This is a genomic window from Paenibacillus sp. 1SOY10, assembly GCF_056836745.1.
In genome coordinates this window covers 65,345-84,705 of sequence record NZ_JBXENK010000005.1, presented here as the reverse complement: position 1 = coordinate 84,705, position 19,361 = coordinate 65,345, and the positions used below count along the sequence as shown (strand labels likewise).

Annotated in this window: 15 protein-coding genes and 1 other RNA gene; 6 read left to right on the top strand and 10 right to left on the bottom strand. The window is 43.4% G+C overall.

Annotated elements, in window-relative coordinates; genetic code table 11:
• The gene (locus tag AC1VOR_RS14405; protein ID WP_482618637.1) at positions 1-3,603 is read right to left on the bottom strand and encodes a helicase-related protein; all 3,603 of its coding nucleotides are present in this window, start codon (positions 3,601-3,603) and stop codon (positions 1-3) included.
• Between the two features lie 16 nt (positions 3,604-3,619).
• Positions 3,620-6,244 carry a DrmE family protein gene (locus tag AC1VOR_RS14400; protein WP_482618636.1) on the bottom strand — a complete coding sequence of 875 codons (2,625 nt, stop codon included), beginning with the start codon at positions 6,242-6,244 and terminating at the stop codon, positions 3,620-3,622.
• A gap of 483 nt (positions 6,245-6,727) precedes the next feature.
• On the opposite strand from AC1VOR_RS14400, the gene AC1VOR_RS14395 reads away from it, so the two are divergent.
• Positions 6,728-7,669, top strand: a complete 942-nt coding sequence (locus AC1VOR_RS14395; protein ID WP_482618635.1) for an amidohydrolase family protein — start codon at positions 6,728-6,730, stop codon at positions 7,667-7,669.
• 135 nt (positions 7,670-7,804) lie between these two features.
• On the opposite strand, the gene AC1VOR_RS14390 is transcribed toward AC1VOR_RS14395, so the two are convergent.
• The 5 genes from AC1VOR_RS14390 to ssrA all read right to left on the bottom strand — a co-directional run bounded on the left by AC1VOR_RS14390 (position 7,805) and on the right by ssrA (position 11,022).
• Positions 7,805-8,389, bottom strand: coding sequence for a TetR/AcrR family transcriptional regulator (locus AC1VOR_RS14390; RefSeq protein WP_482618634.1), 585 nt, complete (start codon positions 8,387-8,389; stop codon positions 7,805-7,807).
• Between the two features lie 86 nt (positions 8,390-8,475).
• A complete protein-coding gene (locus tag AC1VOR_RS14385) occupies positions 8,476-9,465 on the bottom strand; it encodes an SDR family NAD(P)-dependent oxidoreductase (protein WP_482618633.1) in 990 nt (329 codons plus the stop codon).
• A gap of 228 nt (positions 9,466-9,693) precedes the next feature.
• Entirely contained in the window at positions 9,694-10,284 is a 591-nt protein-coding gene (locus tag AC1VOR_RS14380) for an ATPase (protein ID WP_482618632.1), read from the bottom strand.
• The gene (locus tag AC1VOR_RS14375; RefSeq protein ID WP_482618631.1) at positions 10,277-10,474 is read right to left on the bottom strand and encodes a hypothetical protein; all 198 of its coding nucleotides are present in this window, start codon (positions 10,472-10,474) and stop codon (positions 10,277-10,279) included. The genes AC1VOR_RS14380 and AC1VOR_RS14375 overlap by 8 nt, the downstream gene beginning before the upstream one ends.
• 182 nt (positions 10,475-10,656) lie before the next feature.
• Positions 10,657-11,022: a transfer-messenger RNA gene (gene ssrA / locus AC1VOR_RS14370) on the bottom strand.
• Positions 11,023-11,352: 330 nt separating this feature from the next.
• Between ssrA and AC1VOR_RS14365 the strand changes: the two genes are divergently transcribed.
• Complete coding sequence (locus AC1VOR_RS14365) at positions 11,353-12,372, top strand: DUF2167 domain-containing protein (RefSeq protein ID WP_482618630.1); 1,020 nt, start codon at positions 11,353-11,355, stop codon at positions 12,370-12,372.
• Between the two features lie 119 nt (positions 12,373-12,491).
• Here AC1VOR_RS14365 and smpB read toward each other — a convergent pair whose 3' ends face one another.
• Complete coding sequence (gene smpB / locus AC1VOR_RS14360) at positions 12,492-12,971, bottom strand: SsrA-binding protein SmpB (RefSeq protein ID WP_059048838.1); 480 nt, start codon at positions 12,969-12,971, stop codon at positions 12,492-12,494.
• Positions 12,972-13,208: 237 nt separating this feature from the next.
• On the opposite strand from smpB, the gene AC1VOR_RS14355 reads away from it, so the two are divergent.
• Positions 13,209-13,886, top strand: a complete 678-nt coding sequence (locus AC1VOR_RS14355; RefSeq protein ID WP_482618629.1) for a DUF421 domain-containing protein — start codon at positions 13,209-13,211, stop codon at positions 13,884-13,886.
• A 140-nt stretch (positions 13,887-14,026) separates the two neighbouring features.
• Here AC1VOR_RS14355 and AC1VOR_RS14350 read toward each other — a convergent pair whose 3' ends face one another.
• Positions 14,027-15,256: an MFS transporter gene (locus AC1VOR_RS14350; protein ID WP_482618628.1), complete on the bottom strand. Its 1,230-nt coding sequence runs from the start codon at positions 15,254-15,256 to the stop codon at positions 14,027-14,029.
• 286 nt (positions 15,257-15,542) lie between these two features.
• Between AC1VOR_RS14350 and AC1VOR_RS14345 the strand changes: the two genes are divergently transcribed.
• The 3 genes from AC1VOR_RS14345 to AC1VOR_RS14335 all read left to right on the top strand — a co-directional run bounded on the left by AC1VOR_RS14345 (position 15,543) and on the right by AC1VOR_RS14335 (position 18,358).
• Entirely contained in the window at positions 15,543-16,223 is a 681-nt protein-coding gene (locus AC1VOR_RS14345; RefSeq protein WP_482618627.1) for a FadR/GntR family transcriptional regulator, read from the top strand.
• Between the two features lie 71 nt (positions 16,224-16,294).
• A complete protein-coding gene (locus tag AC1VOR_RS14340) occupies positions 16,295-17,662 on the top strand; it encodes a uracil-xanthine permease family protein (RefSeq protein WP_482618626.1) in 1,368 nt (455 codons plus the stop codon).
• A 45-nt stretch (positions 17,663-17,707) separates the two neighbouring features.
• Complete coding sequence (locus AC1VOR_RS14335) at positions 17,708-18,358, top strand: isochorismatase family protein (protein WP_482618625.1); 651 nt, start codon at positions 17,708-17,710, stop codon at positions 18,356-18,358.
• Positions 18,359-18,474: 116 nt separating this feature from the next.
• Here the strand turns inward: AC1VOR_RS14335 and AC1VOR_RS14330 are convergent, their stop codons facing one another.
• Positions 18,475-19,329, bottom strand: coding sequence for a MurR/RpiR family transcriptional regulator (locus tag AC1VOR_RS14330; protein WP_482618624.1), 855 nt, complete (start codon positions 19,327-19,329; stop codon positions 18,475-18,477).
• Between the last annotated feature and the right edge of the window lie 32 nt (positions 19,330-19,361).

The window sequence follows — 19,361 nt, the reverse complement described above, 5'->3', positions numbered from 1 at the left end:
TCACTCCCATATTATTAAACCTGCTGTAACATTTTTATCAACATTCCGCATTGATGTTAGGGTCTCCTTCGCTGTGTCTGAGCTATTATCCCCATACGATTTAAGCAATCGCTTGGTATCAGAGGGAGGGTCTTGTAATAAATATCTATCACCATAGTAGAAATTAGTCCCAGTTGAACGGCTGATCCGGTCCTCCCAGTCGCTCCAAAACTCCTCCATCTCCTCAATAATAACACTGCTCTCATCCCTCAAATCAATTCCAACTCGGTCTCTGATTTCATTTACACGGGAAATAACAAATTCTTCTATTTCATGAATTGCTTTATCGTTTCGTTCAAAGTAAGCAGCCGAATTGTCAGAAGTGAGATTATATTTATGCCTCATTAAAGTTACCATAACAGCATGAAGAGCTCGATCTCGAGCGGGTTTTGAGAAGGGAGTTGCACCTGTTGGTTCTACAAATTTATAAAATGATTCATGATAACTTCTAAATTGCTCATAGTGCGACCTATCTCTACTTTTAGCACCGTCATACAAAACAAAGGCTACCCCAGGGTAAGTTCTTCCAATACGACTAGAAGCTTGAATGTATTCACTTGTTAGTTTGGGCTGCCCAACAAGTAACATTACATTTAATCTAGCAACGTCAACACCGACCGATATCATATTTGTTGCAAGTAGTACATTTATTGGATATTTCCTGTTATTTTGGTTTTCTTCACTATAAACTAACCGCTCTAGTTTCTCGAGCGTCTCATTTAATTGTGATGTTGAAATTCTGCTTGTCAATTCATCCGCAGAACCAGTAGGTCTAGCTAATTTCCTATTTCCAAAACGTTGTGCAGTCCTTCTAATAAAATCCTTGACGTCATCATCTACTAGTGTCGAACATTTGCTTAAGTCACGTAAACTATTAAAGTAAACTGCTAAAGTCCAATATTTATCCTTAACCTCATAAGGAAGATTAATCATATGAACTCGTTGTAGTATTGCAGCAATTGCCCTAACTTCCATCATTGCTTTAGTCTTTCCAGAAGGCATTATTCCAACATAAGTTCGTCCAGGTATCTTTTTGATGCTCGCCTCTCTGGCAAAAAAAGAATCATCCGAGTTAATTCCTGGAGATGGGAACTGTTTGACATCTCGATTAAACAAATTTGAACATTGATCTTTAGCTCTCCGGATCGTAGCCGTTGATGCTATAATTTTAGGCTTTACACCTTTTGCGCTATTCAAAGCATCTATTGCCGTTTCATACAACCCGACCATCGTTCCTAATGGTCCAGATATTAAATGTAATTCATCCTGAATAACCAATTCTGGGGTTCTATTGTTATCTGCTGAAGCAAAGAAACTTCCAGCATTACTTTTCCAAGGTAACATTGCGAACTTGTCTACAGTACCGAATAGGAGTGTGGGTGGATTCTCGTAAAGCTCCTCATCCACAACTTGAATAGGTAACAATGTTTCAAATTCGCAACCTTCTTGAGGACAAAACATGGCAAACCTTTTCTTATCCTTCATTAAGTAGCCCCAACTACCAATCAAATTCTTTCCATTTTTATCATGATCCTTAACAAGTTTTGTACCACACCAAGGACATTTTAATAACTGGAATTTATTGTATTTATCTTTAATTTCTCGAAGGTTACTACTGTTTGCTTTCGATAGCTCATTAACACATTTTTTAGCATCTTCATTTTTATTTGGAGTATGATTAACTCCAATCCAAAGTCCAATAGTAATTTTTTCATTGCCTAGCTTATACTTAGGATATTTATTTTTTTTATTTGCGCAGTCCTTTCTAATTGCTTCACAAGCACAAATAAGGGCACTTGCCCGTTGAAATTGTTGAGCCGCAAGGAGTCTTAGAGTATATCTCATTATGACAGTAGTCCCTGCAGAACTTAAAAGATGAGTAAGGCGACGATAAAAGATTGTAAATGCAGTTAATCCTAAATAAGCTTCTGTCTTTCCTCCTCCTGTTGGAAACCAAATCAAATCAATCAAGTCTCTTTCAGGACAATTTTCTTCTACAATAGACCTCAAACTCATTAAAAGGAAAGCCAACTGAAACGGACGCCATTTGTGACTCTTATCGTCTTCATCATAATAATTCAATTCGATTAATTTGATGCGCAACTTTTCGTCGTTAGGATAATGATCTTCCTTCTGAAAAATAGAGTGGATTCGTTGGATAAACATTGCCCTATTAGCTAATTGGAAAGCATTATAAACTTCATCGCTCCTTCTCAACAGTTCCAAACCAAAATACATTCGTTCGCAAGATTCTCTACATTCTTGAATATGATGTTCCACTGCTTCTCTATACCTTTTGTCGAGAGATAAGCCCATTGTTTCAATTTCTGTTATCCAAGAAGAGTAGGCATCAACTAAATCTTTCATTAAACTAATTTTCTTTGATTTATCAGTTTTATCTAAATCAGATAAAAACTTCATTGAAAATGTACTGGTATCCACTCGTTTATCTCTGATATTAAAATCCATTTGGGGCACTTCAAATATCGGAATAAATTTGGACCAGATTTTCCCTTCTCCAGTTTCAGTTACCTCCCAATCAGCAGATACTCCATGTCCGGTTGCATAAACCTTTTTATTGCGATACAGAAGTTCTAAACCCTTTTCCTCTAAATCACTGTTGTTTGAATATTCACGGTTGGAGTAACATTCAAATTTAAGGCCCTTGTTCATTTGGGAATCGATAAGAATATTGGGTTGGAAGAAAGAGTTAGTGCCATTATATCCACCTGTATTCGTATTAACTAATAGAATAGTTATTGCTTGTATTCCATTTGGGGTAACCTTTCTAAGAGCCACACATTTTATTTCTTCATTACTCAACTTATTTTCTTCAAAATATCCATTTTCGAGAAATTTAATTGTAACAGGTAAGCTATGTGGAACCCTAACGAACCCCTTGGTAAACTGGTAACTTAATCTGTAAAGACAATCAAATAGATATTCATCATGAATCTCTTCACTTTGCTTTAATTGAGTAACTTCCTTTGAAGTCAATCTATTTTTCAATATGAGTAATTTGTCTTCACGATCATACTCAACTAAATACTTTACTTTATCCGGAAGAATATATTGATCATCATTCTCAGGTAGGAATGGGACCTTACAATCTTCTAACAATGCATTTCTATATGTTCCAAAAGATATACTAACTACAATTTCTTCCACTTCACTGCTTGCAAAAAAAGTAATTCCCATAGAAGAAGGCATATTTTGCATTGATAGACTTATATCCTCATCCAAAGAACTGTCTAAATCGTCAGCAACATTTCCAAAAAATCTTTGTTCTTGTTTTGTATCTTTATCTACAACAGATATTTCTGAACTGTCAGAATCATAATCAATAATAGTCTTACTAGATATGATGGTAACTACCTCATTATTATTTTCTGCATTCATTAGGTTTTTTTGTGGAAAGAGAACCCCTACACTATATCGTGTTTCAGGTAAGTCAGTTATAATTTCATGATCTTCATCAGGTATTGAATATTCAGAACCTGGCCCCAATAACTCTTTACTTAAATCTTTTATTAATTGGGTCCTAATAGTTGATAAATCCTCCATCGTCAACACTCCTTATTTAGAATTGTATTGGTCTGTTGGCTAAATGAGCTGGCACCATTATATTCTCTGCATTAATAATTTTCTCTATTTGAACAATTCGAGACATCATCGATAGATCGATTGGTAATAGGCTTAAGATCTCATCATAAACATCTTCATTTTTATTAAAGTTTTTAATAATATTTTTACCAAGATATTTCAGTACTTTTACCCTCATAGATCTTACTTCCCTACTCGATTGGAGAAATGCTTCAGGACTTTTTAACATCTCAGGATCTTGTAATATCTCTGCTATAATTCTGTAAGATTCTATATCCCTCGGTCCAACAATATGACTCTCTTCGTCTAACCAAGTTCTAAGAGTGACTTCATGTTTGGGAGAACCAAGCTCTTTCATCAAATCTGATAATTGCTTAAAACTCATATGTCTACTATTAATATATTCTCCAAGTAACTTTTTCCATCTTTCGGACTTCTGATAAGACTCTCTAAATTGTTCACTACAATTGTCGCTTTCAACGATAACATCCATTATTTTTTCAACGATGTCCATTGTACCACTATCATAATTAGTAAATATTAGTAGATCCCCCTCACTCAATGAGGAAACATCTGTTTCTTGCACTGATTGTCTATCTATATTATAAATATATGCTGAGTAAAACCTTGTAAAAAACACTCTTTCTCCACTCTCTAGCAAGGCTATCCTTTTTATTTCTGATGGCTGAACAATTGTACTTGATGATGATGCAGATACTTCATTAAAAAAAGATAGAGAAAGACTTTCAGTAAATGCCTCTAATTGATCCTCAATATTTTTTTCCTCAGATATGGCTATATAGCTCAACGATACAGCAAAACTATTAATGTTACTTCCGGAACTCCTTTTAATTAGTGAGTTATTCTTATTTAATTCAGATAGTCTACTTTGGGTATACTTTTCAGTATGTTGATATCTATTGAGTTCGTTTTCATACAAAATGAATGTTACTGATTTACTATTACTTAGTAGGAATGGGTTTAAACTAGACCAATCTGATGCACCAGTAACGTATACATTATGATAAATTTTCGATGATCTATAATTATAGGGGGTAAAAAAGTCAACCTTTTCAATTAGATCTCTTAGATGAACTGGTACAGCTTCAGTAAAGATTTTTTGATAATATATTTTGGCGCAAATAACTGCGATTTTCCTTTGGTCAATCTCTCTTTCAGCAATATTTTCAAGCAAAAAATCAAATTTCGGATTTGAATACTGCATCTTGAATATTTTCCGACCAATTTCTTTCACTATAAAATTTATTTGAGATTCTACACTTGTTCCGAGATAATGGTTTTGACCCATTTCTAATGCAGAGAACTCTGAGTTTGGTGACGGTGCATTAATTTGGTTTTTATAGATCAGCTCTTCCATCATAGAGATAGGAAATATAGATTTTTCGAGTAAATTTATTAGCCAATAAGCCTTTTTAACTAACCTTAATAAAAAATCGCCTTCATCATTTTGTTTTGATAGTTGCAGTAAAATTTTTTTACATTCGCGAAAATCGTCTTCTAAAAAAGGTCCTTTAATTGGGGCCACTTTTACTTCAAGATTTATATGACTGTTAATCATTTGTTGTAATTGCTTGCTTTCCTCATGTATGTACTCATCATGGATGTGCTCTTCATGAATATAATCATTTTCGTAATTAAACATTACGTCTCTAGTCCATATAAATGATTGTAGATTATCTAATTCATAAAAAAGTGGTGAGCCAATCCCTTTACATACCTCCCCAAGCAAGATAATACTTTTTAGCGAACTGCGCTCATAAATGCTAGCAAGTTCAGATGAGCTATTTGAAACATATTTTAAATCAGAAATAATAAGTGTCTCGACTCCTGGACTTTCTAGTATCATCTCCCTTGCTAAAGATATTTTGTTTACAAAGCGAATTACAGGATCAGTTTTTGCAACATTCCCTGGATAATGATAAACTTCATTGGATGTAAAGTATGCAGCCGGAAATAATTCACACATCTTAACTCGTTTACCATTTAAAGAGAGACTCATATTCCCGAATATCTCATCAGCTTTAAACCTATCACAAACTATTACAACGCCTTTGGTTATTACACTTTTAATTTCCTGCTTATTAATTCCAAACAACTCTGATATTGTCCCTACTATATTTTGTTTTCTTCTAATACCACGACCATCTAGAGTTTTACCATCACCATAGTAAGGTTGTACTTTATTGGCTAATGTTATTGGGACATAATTAGTAGTCGGAGTGCCTCCCTTGTCCTTATTTACAATAATGATATTTCCATTTGAGTCCCTTCCCTTATACACCCCCCTTTTATTCTCGTATAATACTAAGTCATCTAAATTGAGGTTATCTAGGAAAGCAGTGTTATCGCTTTCATCAGATAAATAGGCTTTAAACGCAGTAATAGCTATTGCAAAATATAGAGGGATAGATGTGCCGTGATGTAAAACAATCCCTCTCTCTTTGTTTGAGTTTGTGAGTAAATCAATTATTGCCTCTATATAACTTAATACAAACTCACTTTTATTTATAAAGTGTTTTTCCAGCATGAACGAAGTTTTATTGTAAGCAAATCTAAGGATAGAGTTAGCGCCTTCCATCATTTCTCGTCCCCCAATCATTCTGATGAAAACCATCTTCTATGTAGGTTTGAACCAACTATTGATTTTATTCTCTTTTTAAATGAATCTTAAGAATCCTACTTATAGTAAAAATAATATAGTATGTAAAAAAATACCGATTGTAAATTTGTAATCTTATAGTCGTTTATATTTACTCTGCCAATAATATAATTAAGATATTTCACTAATAATTTAGATACAACGACGCTCAAATCTACATTCTATATAATTCTAGTTCTTGCCCCCCCCTCCTTCCAAACTGGCGTTCTGTTTTAGTTTCTTTGTCCATATTTCAAGGCTTTCTCTGCATTTTTTTCGTTAAAAGCAATGAATTCCTTCAAGGAATGGATAGAGACTTCTTCAGGTAACCTTTGTATTGTTTGTGACCCTCATAATTTAGCAACGAAATAATATGTGCTATCATGGTACGAATAGATGCCCAACAAGCAGGAAGGGGTTACGGCTATGGAGGATGCATTTATCCAGGCTCTTCTGATTGGTTCCTTAGCTGAATTGCAACACGTCCCCAAGAGCGATCTGCATAGCCATGCCGGACGCGGTGGAAATATGAATTATATCGGGCATTGGGCCAGAGCCGCCATTTACCCTCCGACTCAGCCATTTGATAACCTAAGCGAAATGCAACAGTGGTTTGAGAAGAATGTTAAAGTTCATTGCCCGGGACTTCAGGGATATCTTAAGCGGATTGAAGCTTCCTTTGCCCAAGCGCAACAAGATCGAGTCACCCTACTGTCCATGAGCTTTGGCATAGGGGAAGTAGAATCCCTTGGTTCCATGGAGCCGTTCATGAGTACGATTAACGACCTCCATCAGCGCTTTGCTCCCAACACTAAATTTTATCCCGAGTTAGCCTTGGACCGGGCAGATCATCCAGAAGCAATTCTGAATCAGGTAGAGGAAATGCTCTCCTACGGCTGGTTCACGTCAATTGATATATGCAACAATGAGCTAGCACAACCTATTACTGCTTTCAAGACTATATACCGCCGTGCCCAATCTTACGGAATAAAGCTTCGTGCCCATGTCGGGGAATTTGGCTCTGCCGATGATGTAATGGAAGCCGTTGAGGAACTTGAATTGCAGGAGGTTCATCATGGCATCGCTGCCGCTAAATCGCCTCAAATCATTAGATGGCTGGCTGATCATCTTATTACCTTGCATGTATGCCCTACCAGCAATGTGATGCTAAAGGTAGCGGATAGTTATGCTGAGCATCCCATCCGCGCTCTTTTCGATCACGGAGTCCCGGTAACGATCAATACAGATGATTTGCTGATTTTTAACCAAAGCGTCTCAGAGGAATATCTAAATTTATTTCGATCTGGCTTGATGACTCCAGAAGAGCTCAACCTTATCCGCCAACACGGGCTAAATAACTACTATTAGTTACGCAAAAGTTTTTGCTGGAGTGAGTCCTTTTAAGTTCCTATCCAAGATGGAATGGAATTATTGTGAAAAAAGCGACCGATTAAGGTCGCTTTTCTGTTGCTGTTATAGGACGAGAGCCTGAATCCCTGTAAATCAGAATTGATTCTGTAAAAGCGCGAAATTATGTTCAAGATAATGAGCTAATGGATAGCGGCCCTGTTCTTGTCTCCAGCTATCTTGAGAAATACGAACGGTACCTATCACAATCATGGCTATGAGGCGAAGTGAAGACTGCTCCTCTGCTGGCCACAATTCACACAAAAGTTCTGCTAAAACGTTCTCCATATCCAGATTAAAGACTTCTTTCCGTTTGCGTAGCGACTCGGACGAGCTTATGACCCTGTCTAAATCAACGGTTTCCTTTGTCACGTATAGGGATGCCATTTTTAGCAGGCAGCTTTTTGCAGCATCAAATGGAGATTGATTTATTGCTTCCTTAAGCATTACTACTCGCAACTCATCCAAGAGTTCGTCGTATTTTGCAAGCAGAACATTTTCTTTAGACTTGAAATAATAGAAAAAAGTCCGGCGTGAAATATTAGCCGCTAAAGCGATCTCATCCAAAGTCGTTTGCTCGAATCCCTTCGAAAAAAACAACTCCAAGCTTTTTTCAACAATCCGTTTACGCGTTTCTCGTTTCTTTCGTTCACGAAGACCGTTAGAGGTGTCTTTGGACATGCCTTTTCTGCTCCTTCCGGTTCTGAGACCAAACTCGCAAAAATTGTAGCAAATATGCGGCAATCCGTCTAGTTAGACTGTATTATCTAAAGAGTTGGCGCTTCAATTGCTGTGAGAACCGCGCTGCTATGCAAGAGTTCCATAGCACGCTCCTCATCATATGACTCGATGGAAGATCGGATTTCTTTTAGACCTTCAAAGTATTTACCACTAATACCATTCATTGCTGGATCGGTGATAAGTCGTACCAATGCTATACCAGATTCCTTGGGTGAATGGATATTTTGTGTAATGAACCTTCGCATCAGTGGTAGGACTCTAGGCATTACTAAATCCCACATAAATCGGATTAAACCCGTATACTCGCGCGCAAGGCCGGTTCCAGGCATCATACCTGGGTCAAATGCATTAACGGTGATTCCCTCGGGCAGTTGCTGAGCAAGTCCATATGTGAGGTATATACTAGCAAGCTTAGATGTAGAGTATCTGCGCCCGCGGTCAGCATTTTCATCGTCATTGGCAGCGGAAGGTCCAAGCTCTCCTTTGGCTAAAGCGAACGTTGAATTCCAGGCCGGTGCTGGAACGGTAGCTCCAGCAGGAAGTCCCTCCATTTGCGCTGGGTCATGCACACCGCTAGCAACAATAGCAATTCGGGCAGGCTTCATAAATGATGGAAGCAGTAGGTCAATAAGCAAATAGTGCCCGAGAATGTTTACTGCGAAGGTTGATTCAAAGCCATCCACCGTAAATACCTTCTTACCCTGAACGCCTGCATTGCAGACAAGGCCATACAAAGGTGGGATTTCTTTAGCTTCCAGCCTTTGCTTAAGCTTTGCTGAGAAAGCACGGACTGATGCGAACGATGCAAGATCCAACACCATCGCCTCCACGCTCGCTTCAGTCATGGCGGACTTGCGTAGTAAATGAACTGCCTCTTCTGCACGCTCAGGGTTACGGCATGCAAGAATGACATGATACGGCTGCGATGACATCAATAGTGTATTTGCGCAAGCGTATCCCAGACCCGAGTTACCTCCCGTAATAATGACCGTTTGCCGCGCTATTTTATTAACCATTCAATGTTAATCCCCTTCCATTAATTAATTGCACACAATATTTTTATACACTGGGTGTAATTATATTATCGCACTTAGTGTAAAATTAGAAGAGGGAAATTTATTTAAAGAAAAAGGGACAGGTCAAAAAGTATGTTCATACCTATAAATGAACAAAAACGGACACCAGATGGTGTCCGTTTTTCAGTACTTAAATGGAGGTGAACTGTGGCTAATCAAAACCGAAATTCAGCGGCATCCGCTATTTGAACTGTACGTAATAGCTTCTCTAGCCCAAGGAGGAATCAATTCTTTACGAAAATTAATCTGTGAATGTTTAATCTCCGCCACAATTTCCGGCTCACTGGTGTTATCGATAATGGTGACTTCATCTGAAATCTCCAAAGCAGGCTTCAAATTACTGAGAGATTGACCATAACGCCACCGAATGTCTTTCTCTGCAATCCAATGCCCTCCTTGTTCCACTCTTGAAGCTACCCGATCAATATGCATTTGTACATCTTGCAAGCCAATATAATATACGACAACCTTATAACCCTGTTCTTTAGCTGTCTTCATATGACGTAAAACAAAACTTCCCGACAGAGTAGTCTCTATAGCAAAATTTTCTTTTCTGTCGATTAACTTTCTTATTTGCTTTACTGCCTCTCGTCCAGCAGACAAATCTGCACTTCTAGGGTCCACCGGGTTAATCCTTTTAGCAATCTGATCAGGATCAATAATCGTTCCAACATAATCCCTCATTTGATAGCTAATAGTGCTTTTCCCAGCTCCATTAGTGCCAGCGAATACCGTCATTATAGGCTCTGATTCAGTCATGAGTGACAAGCTCAGTACGATTACCGGCTACATCGTAAATAATCTCAAATTTTTGACCAGTGGCATCTTCACGAATCCTTTTGCCGTCTTTTATATAATAAATGGAGGCTCCAGCTTTTTTCGCCTCAGTTACTGCATGCTGATTAGCTTTTTTCAATATCCGCTGTAGTTCTTCCCTTTGGGGTAGCATTGGTTTTGCACCTCACTTGGATTCTGTATTTTATTGATAATATTATAGCACAGTCCTTAGTGCTCTTCTAAGTGTCCTAAATAGTCACATGACTACTCTCCATCAGTTCGTTACATCGCTCCGTAAAACTTAATTCGAACTAGCAAAAACGGACACCACTTGGTGTCCGTTTTTTAGTACTTAGATGGAGGCGAGGGGAGTCGAACCCCTGTCCGAAGGCAACGCCACATAGGCATCTACGGGTGTAGTTGTAGTTTTGATGTCACCTGAGGGGACCCCCTACAACGCGGTTCTCTTCAGGTCAGCCTGATTGTCTTCTTCAACACACCCCAGGCGGAGATGTGACAGCGTATCCCACTATAAGTTAGCCCCTACATCCGGCACATGGGCGATGCAGGAGAGGAGCACGCTCACAGGTTATTAAGCTGCGAAAGCGTAGTTGTTTTGTTGTTTGCCATTTAATTGGCTTTAGCGTTGATAAAGCGGACGCGTCCCCACTACCCGCAACCCACGCTCGATCTACCCCCGTCGAATCCAAAAACGCCCCCGAATTTGGAATTGGACGGCTGAGCACGGAATGCTAACCATCGTCTTCATTAGAAACAAACTTAGTATAACACATTTCCCAGCCCAAATACCTTGTGGGTTGCTGGAAAATCCGCTAGACCAAGGAACTTTATTGTACCAAATTCAGCATTCCGAAAGCAAGCTGACGATTCACTCTCCATTCTACCGCCAGCAATTTGTTTTCACTTTTAGTGAAAGCGAGCACAGGTCCCCCCCTGAATCTAAAGCCTTATAATCTCCCCTCCCCCTCAATTCTTGGCAAAAATATTCCGATGATAAAAAAGATAGGAAATTGACAGTGGAGGGAAGTTATGAAGAGAAACAACGTTTATAGTAAGCTCGGCATACTGCTCATGTCGTTCTTGCTGGCCCTTGGCACCCTGGCTATACCAGTCAGCGCAAATGCCGAACAAGCTGATCCGCAATTGGATTGGATCGAGGGTCAAGGTCAGGAAGTATTATTGGGAAATATCGCTAAGCTCACGCTGCCAGAGAACTATTTCTTTCTGGACGATGACAACACCATTGCCATGCTGGAAGGCATCATGGAGCTCCCTACGTATACCGAAATTGGTTACATCGAGCCCGCAGACGAGAGTCAGAATTGGGTCGTGTACTTCGAATACGATGAATCCGGACATATCTCGGACGAGGACAAAACAGATATCGATGCCGATGACCTGTTAAAAAGCTACAAAGCCGGGCAGAAAGAAGCCAACAAACAGCTTCCGGAGGATCATCATTTAAGCATCGAGGGATGGTTTGCACCTCCGCACTATGATGAGAGTCTGCGTAGCCTGACATGGGCTCTGCTCCTCAAGGATTCCCAAGGAGAGCCGTTCATTAATTATAATTCGCGTATTCTCACCCGTTTGGGATACATATCCGTTATTCTCGTGTCCGATCCGGACAATCTTGATGCCGACCGTAAGGTGCTTGAAGCGGAAATTCTGCCCTCATTGACCCCAGTATCAGGCCAAGCCTATACAGACTATGATCCAGCGACCGACAAATCATCCTCTTCGGGATTATCGGGATTGATTCTGGGTGGTGCGGGACTGGTCGCTGCCAAGAAGGCCGGCTTGATTTCCATTCTGGCAGTGGTGGCTAAGAAGTTCTGGTTCTTTATCGTCATTCCATTCGCATGGCTCTTCAGAAAACTTCGGGGCAAGAACAAAAATAGCGATTCAGCCCCTGAGACATACTCCCCATCTCCAGATACGTCCTTCCCAGCGCAAGCTCAAAATGTGAGTCCAACGCCCGAGGAGGATCGGTTCAAGTCCAAGTTTGATATTGAGAAGGAGCGCAAAGATCCCCCAACCTCAATGTAAACTTCAAGCAACATACATTTAACACATACAACAAATAAACCTCAGATCGAACACGAAGAATGGAAGCATCTCGCGGTTCGAACTGAGGTTTTTCTTTTTATGATTAGGTAAAACAAACGTTACCTGGCCACCTTCTGCTTCTCACGCAAGGCACGCTGAATATCACGCTGAGCATCCCTTTTCGCAGCAGTATCACGCTTGTCATATTGCTTTTTCCCTTTACCCAGGCCCAGCAATAGCTTGGCGTACCCGTTACGAATGTAGATCTTCAGTGGGACGATCGAATAGCCATCCTGCTTGGACAAGCCGAGCAGCTTGCTAATCTGTACTTTATGCATCAACAGCTTCCGCGTCCGCGTGGGGTCCGTGGGATTACTGCGGTTCCCCTGCTCAAACGGGCTAATATGCATGTTATGAATATGTATCTCGCCATTACGAATGGTCGCAAACGCATCCCCGATGTTCACCCGGGCATTCCGAATCGACTTAATCTCCGTACCGGTCAGCACCATGCCCGCTTCATAGGTATCCTCGATGAAATAATCATGGGAAGCTTTTTTGTTCTGTGCGAGCACCTTGCCATCATTTTTTTTACCCATGTCCATCCTCCTTCTGAAGCTACATCAGGCAGTTAATCAGACATTTATTGTAACAATTTAAAGCTGCAAAAGCAAGGACAGAACGCTCCGCCAACGGCCCCGCACCAACCAGCAACAGCCCATCTCACGTCTCAGATCAGATCATCTCTACACCCATGTAAGCCACGCTAATACGGATAAATTTGTCGTTTCCAATCAACAATAACAATAATCACGAACCAGAAAGGAGCCCTTCGTTTGGAACTTCTGCCTACGCTTGGCTTAATTGCACTGCGTATCATCACGATCTATCCCTTTTTACTCGCCATCACTTTATTTATGGGCCGCAAATCAATTGGGGAAATGCCCGTATTCGATTTCCTGATCGTGTTGACCCTGGGCTCTGTAGTTGGGGCCGATATTTCCGAGACCGATGTCAAGCATCTCCCGATTATGTTCGCGGTGCTGATGATTGGCCTGCTGCAAAAGCTATTTGCCCACGGCACAATCCGATTTCGTCGATTCGGCAAGCTCATTACCTTTGAGCCGTTGGTCGTCGTCCATCAAGGCAAGATTGTACATACCAATCTGAAAAAAGCTCAATATTCCGTAGACAGCCTGCTGCAGATGCTCAGAGAGAATCAAGTGTTTGACCTAAGTACCGTAGAACTCGCCATGCTGGAGGGCAGCGGCAAGCTGAGCGTGATGGAACAACCAGCCCAGCCGTTGTCTTATCCACTAATTAAGGAAGGCGAGCTCAACACTCCGCTGTTAAACAGGCTCGGCCTGCAAGAGCAATGGGTGCAGGAGCAACTCCAGCAACGCAAGCTGCAAATGTCAGATATCTTTCTCGCTACCATTGATGAGCAGCAGACCCTACACATTACCCTGATGCACGAGCCGGACATAGAGCAATTGCCTCCGATATTCCACTAAATGACTCCGAGGAAGGCGTCCATAGCAGTTCTTCCAACTTAACTGCCACCTTACTGTCCAACTTACTGTTCAGTTTACCGTCCATCATACTGCTCAATCTACAGCAATGAACCATCGTGTACATTTGGGGATCCACGCCCTTATTTTACCGTTTGAGAGAGTCCTTTCTCCCTCTCTTCTGACACTCGAACCCACAGCGAACAAGCGAAGGCCACCAGCAAAATACCGGCGAAGACCAGGAGCGGCAGTGCAGTCTGCCCACTTCCGAGCAGAGATGCCGCTAATATCGGACCCACACTGGCCCCGGCAAACAAGACAAAGGTATAGACTGAGGTCGCCACGCCCCGATTCTCGTTACCAAGCTCCCCGATTAGAGAGATTAGCGCGGGCACCACCACGGCAATTCCTGCAACAAACACCACGCTCATCGCCACATACAACACCAGATGCTGCACCAAAGACATCACGACCAAGGCCCCCAGCGAGCCCGCCAATCCGACGCGAAGCACCCGAAGCTTGCCCCATTTTCGGCACATCCCGCCCGCATAGAAAGACAACACCATCCCAACCATCCCGAGAGAGCGAATACCCAGGATATCCATATCACTAAGCGAATACGGAGCCTGACTCAGAAGTGACCCCAGCACACTATACATCCCCACAAAGCTAAGCAAAATAGTCAAAGTAATGCCGTAGCACAGTAGCAGGTTCCGCCGCAATAGCACAACATACCAGCGTGGAGTTCCTTTCATTTGTCCCTGCCGTGTCAAACCTGGCGGCACCGGGGAGGACGGTAGCCATAACGCCAACAGCAGCAGCACCAATAGATACAATGCAGCTAAGCCTTTGAATACCCAAGGCCAGCCGACCAGCGAAGCCAATGAGCTGGCCCATACCTGCCCGAAGATCCCAGCCATTAGAAATCCCGAGCTGATGAAGCCAATGGCCGTTACTCTCTGCTTCGGAGGGAAGGTCTCCCCTGCATACGTCAGAGCCACCGGCGAGAATGTGGCCGCCGCCGCTCCCTGCAAGGCTCTAAGCAGCACCAGCAGCTCAAAGCTGGTTGCGTAGCCAACACAGGCTGTAGCAACAGTTAATACGGCCAAGCCTATAACCATCGTGCGCTTGCGCCCTACTCTGCTGGATAAGGGTCCATAGACCAGGCACCCTGTAGCGAAGAACAAAGAAAATGCACTTCCCGACAAAGCCGCCTTGCCCGCCTCAATATGGAATTGATCCACAAATACCGGAAGCAAAGGCACCGTTACATATAGAGAAGATAAAATAAACAAGGCCGCTCCAAACAGTAAAAGTCGGATCATTAAATAATTCGTGTGCACCCACGGAAGGTGGCTTAGTCTCGTTTCCATCCTGTCTCCTGTCTTCACAAAGAAGTCTTGCCCTAGCAGCAAGCTCCTTGCAACCTCATATTGTCCTTACTTTTACTCCTATAACATCAGTCATCAGATGTTTCCTTGCCACTTAGAATACGCCCATTTCAAAACTTATGTCAAGTTTATATGTTAGGTTACCTTACATAAAATAAAAAAATTGCTTGATTTTTTGAAAACAGCCCCCTATACTGTGAAACATCACATGAAAACGAGCTGAAAAATTGCCAAGAGTGATAAAACCTGACATAAAAGGAGGCTGACAATGGCATATCCGGAGTTCAAAGCTATTCCACGCCGCAAACTGGTCGATGAAGTGCTGGACCAAATGCAACGACTCATCCAGTCCGGCCAATACAAAAGCGGGGACAAGCTACCCCCTGAACCCGAGCTCATGAAGCTGCTGGCGGTGGGAAGATCCACCATCCGGGAAGCCGTCAAGGTATTGACCCATGCCGGTCTGCTGGAAGTGCGCCAAGGGGATGGAACCTATATCCGGTCGGCATCCTCCGATCTTACAGGCGTAAGTCAGGCGATTACTCCCAAGAACTATACTCAGGTCATGGAGGCTCGGCGGATTCTAGAAATTGAGCTTGCTGGCTTGGCTGCCTTAAGAAGAACTACTTCCGACCTTGCCCTGATGCGATCCGCCCTGGATCTAAGACAAGAAGCGTTGGAGAAAGGCCACTACGCCGAATATGTAGAAGCAGATATCTCTTTTCATATCGCGGTGGCTGAGGCTGGGAAAAACGAAGTTTTACTTGAAATGTACAAGGTCGTAGCGGAAAGCCTGAAGGAAATGCTAAGCCAACTTCTTCTGGATACCCGGCAGTATGAAGATAACACAGTTTATCACGAAGCCATGTACCGCTCCATCGTAAATAAGAGCAGCGAAGAAGCGAAGCAATTCGCCGCACAGAACATTGATGTTGTAAACATCGGATGATCTTGCCTTTTCCCAAACATCTGATGATATGTTGAATATTTATCCATTTAACTTTTAAAGGGGGACTAACCATGAATCACGAACACGAAGACAACCAAACCCTGCAGGTCGGTATCGAGGAGAAGCTTTCCTTTGGCGCCAACGTCACTTACGGATTTCAGCATTTATTAGCCCTAACCGGCATCTTCTTGTTTCCAGTCCTGATCGGTCAGGCACTAGGCCTTGATTTTGAAGTCGTTGGCTATTTGATCCAAGCCTGCTTCCTGACGACGGGACTGGTGACAATCCTGCAATCGGGCAAAATGCTGCGACTCCCGGTGGTCCAAGGTCCTACTGCCGCCTTCTTTGTAGCTATTCTTTCGGCTAGCGCCAGCGTCGGACTGGGTACAGCGTTCGGCTCCATGGCTGTAGCAGGCGTCATCTTTATGCTGCTGGCCATTCCCATTCGCAGATTCGGTCTGATCGGCCACATTAATAAATTTATTGCCCCGCCGATCGTTTACGGCACCCTGCTGGTCATCATCGGCGCTCAGCTTGCCGACATCGGCCTCAAGAACTGGTTCGGCAGCGCCAACATCGGCATGAACTTTACCGCCTCCCTAATTACCGTGGTCTGCGTGCTCGTCTGCATGATCTTCGGGGGTAACACCATTATCCGCCGCGGCGCCCTGCTCTGGGGAATTATTGTAGGCACCCTCTTCTTCTCCATCTTCGGTTCCGTCGACTTCTCAGCCGTTGCTTCCGCAGGATGGTTCCGCCTGCCACAGATTTTCCCGTTTGGATTCGGTATCTCCATTCCCGTGGTCATTCTGATGCTACTAGCCTTCCTGCAAGCTTCCGCCGAAGCGGTCGGCATGTATACACTCCTCACTAAATGGGGCAAGCAAGAGCTGGATAGCTCCCGCGTTAACCGTGGCCTGTTCGGGGAATTCCTCGGCTGTACTCTAGGTGCCGTGTTTGGCGGGCTCGGAACGACCTCTTACCCTGAAAACATCGGTATCATCCGTGTTTCTGGCATTGGTAGCCGTTATGTCACCATGACCGCCGGGGTGATGGCCGTTATTTTAGGACTCATCCCTAAGGTTGGCTTGTTCATCGCCTCGCTCCCCGGAGCCGTCCTGTCCGCCGCCTCTACCATATTGTTCGGGATCATTGCCATTAGCGGAATACAGATGGTGAGCAAAGTCAAATGGGATGAATTGAATCTGGCTGTGGCTGGTTCTTCCTTCATCATCTCCCTCGGTACCATGTATCTCCCGGCTGAACTGACTGCTGGACTCCCGCTTGCCATTCAGAGTATCGTCACCCAACCTATGCTCGTCGGCGTGATTATGCTAATCGTACTGAATACAACGATCAACGTGTGGATTCGCCCTATGCTGGAACGCCGTGAAGCGACACTGAAGCCACAAGACCCTATGCCAACAGAAGCCGCTTAATCAAGCAACCCGCAATCAACCAACCTATTAAGGAGAGTGTTACCGATGAGCATCAAGAATAAAGTCAGATGGGATATTGATCCGAAGCGGACAGCCGTCATTGTCGTGGATATGCAAAATGTGTTCTGCAAGGAGGATGAAGCCCTATACGTGCCACGTACCGCAGGCATTATTGAGAACATTCAGGAGCTTAACGCAGCTGCTCGGGCGGCCGGTATGCCCGTAGTCTATCTACGCCATATCGTCCGGGGTGACGGAAGCGACACGGGGCGATTCCTGGATATGTATCCGAATGCCAATGAAATTCTCAAGCGGGGCATCCCTGGAGTTGAAATTATCGATGAACTGACTCCTGAGCCGCAGGACATTATTGTAGACAAGCTATTTTATAGCGGCTTCCACGATACAGATTTGGACACCATATTGCGGGCCAACGATGTGAACACGATCATTATCTGCGGGACCGTCACCAACGTATGCTGCGAGACTACCGTGCGGGATGGGGCCCACCGGGAATACAAGATCATTTTCCTCAGTGATGCCAATGCCCCGATGGATTACCCGGACATGGGTTGGGGGGCAATCTCTGCGGATGAAATTCAACGCACAACGCTCAGCGTGATTGCCTACGAATTTGGCCAAGTCAGCCCAACTAGCGAAATTATTGAGGAGATCAAAGCCAAATCAGCACTATAACCTTAATCTTCTATAGAAATGAACTATGAACAAACCCATGGAGGCCTACAATAATGTAGGTCTCCATTTGATGTTAAGGCTGAACTTGGCCAAGAAAGAAAATCGGCCCACTTCTTCTACGCCTTCCCTCGCGGTAGTCGATCTGCATATCTGGCCCGAAGTTCGCTTAATACCTCCAGCTTCGATAACACCTGCTCCTTACTTAACAGACCTATACTCAAGATGATCTGCTCCACTAGCAGCAGCGGGGTTACCATCGAATGGAACTCCCCCATCTCGCCCCGGCTGACATAGAAGGCTGCGGCAAGCTCCGGATCATAGCAGAACTCCTCCCGATCCGTAATCATCACGGAAGGACAGCCCACCCGCTTGGCACAATCCAGAATAACCTCACTCTCCGGCAAGAGCCTTGTGAAGCTAAATAGCAGCACCACATCCTCCGGCTGCAAATGAGCCAGCGACTCCAAAAGCTCATGACCACTTGCCGCCATCATTCGCACTGACATACCGAATCTGGATAGCCGATAGAACAGCAACTCGCCAAGCGCCACGGATGGTCCCGGGGCATAGACATAAATCCGTCTTGCTCCAGCCATTAGTGAAGCCACCCTTTTCAGCTCCTCCGGGTCCGTCTGCTCCGCCGTCTCCCGCAAGTGAACTTTCGTCTGCTCTAGCATCTTGACTGGCAGGCTTGCGGGCTCCAGCCGCGAGATCGTCGTTTCCAGCTTATGAGCCGGCGTGGTATCCATCACAGAACGAAGCTTTTGCCTGAAATCCTTGCCATTTTCATACCCAGCCATACGCCAAAACCTTGATACCGTCGCGATGCTCGTACCAATGCGGTCGGCAAGCTCCTGCTCCGTCATGAACAACACCTCATCCGGGTGTCGCTCGACGAATCCGGCGATCTTTAACTGGCTGGATGAAAAATTGCCTTTATCCGAAAATACCGAACGTTGGGTGAAAGTCATGACCTTCGGGTCTCCTTTACGGCCTGTTTCCT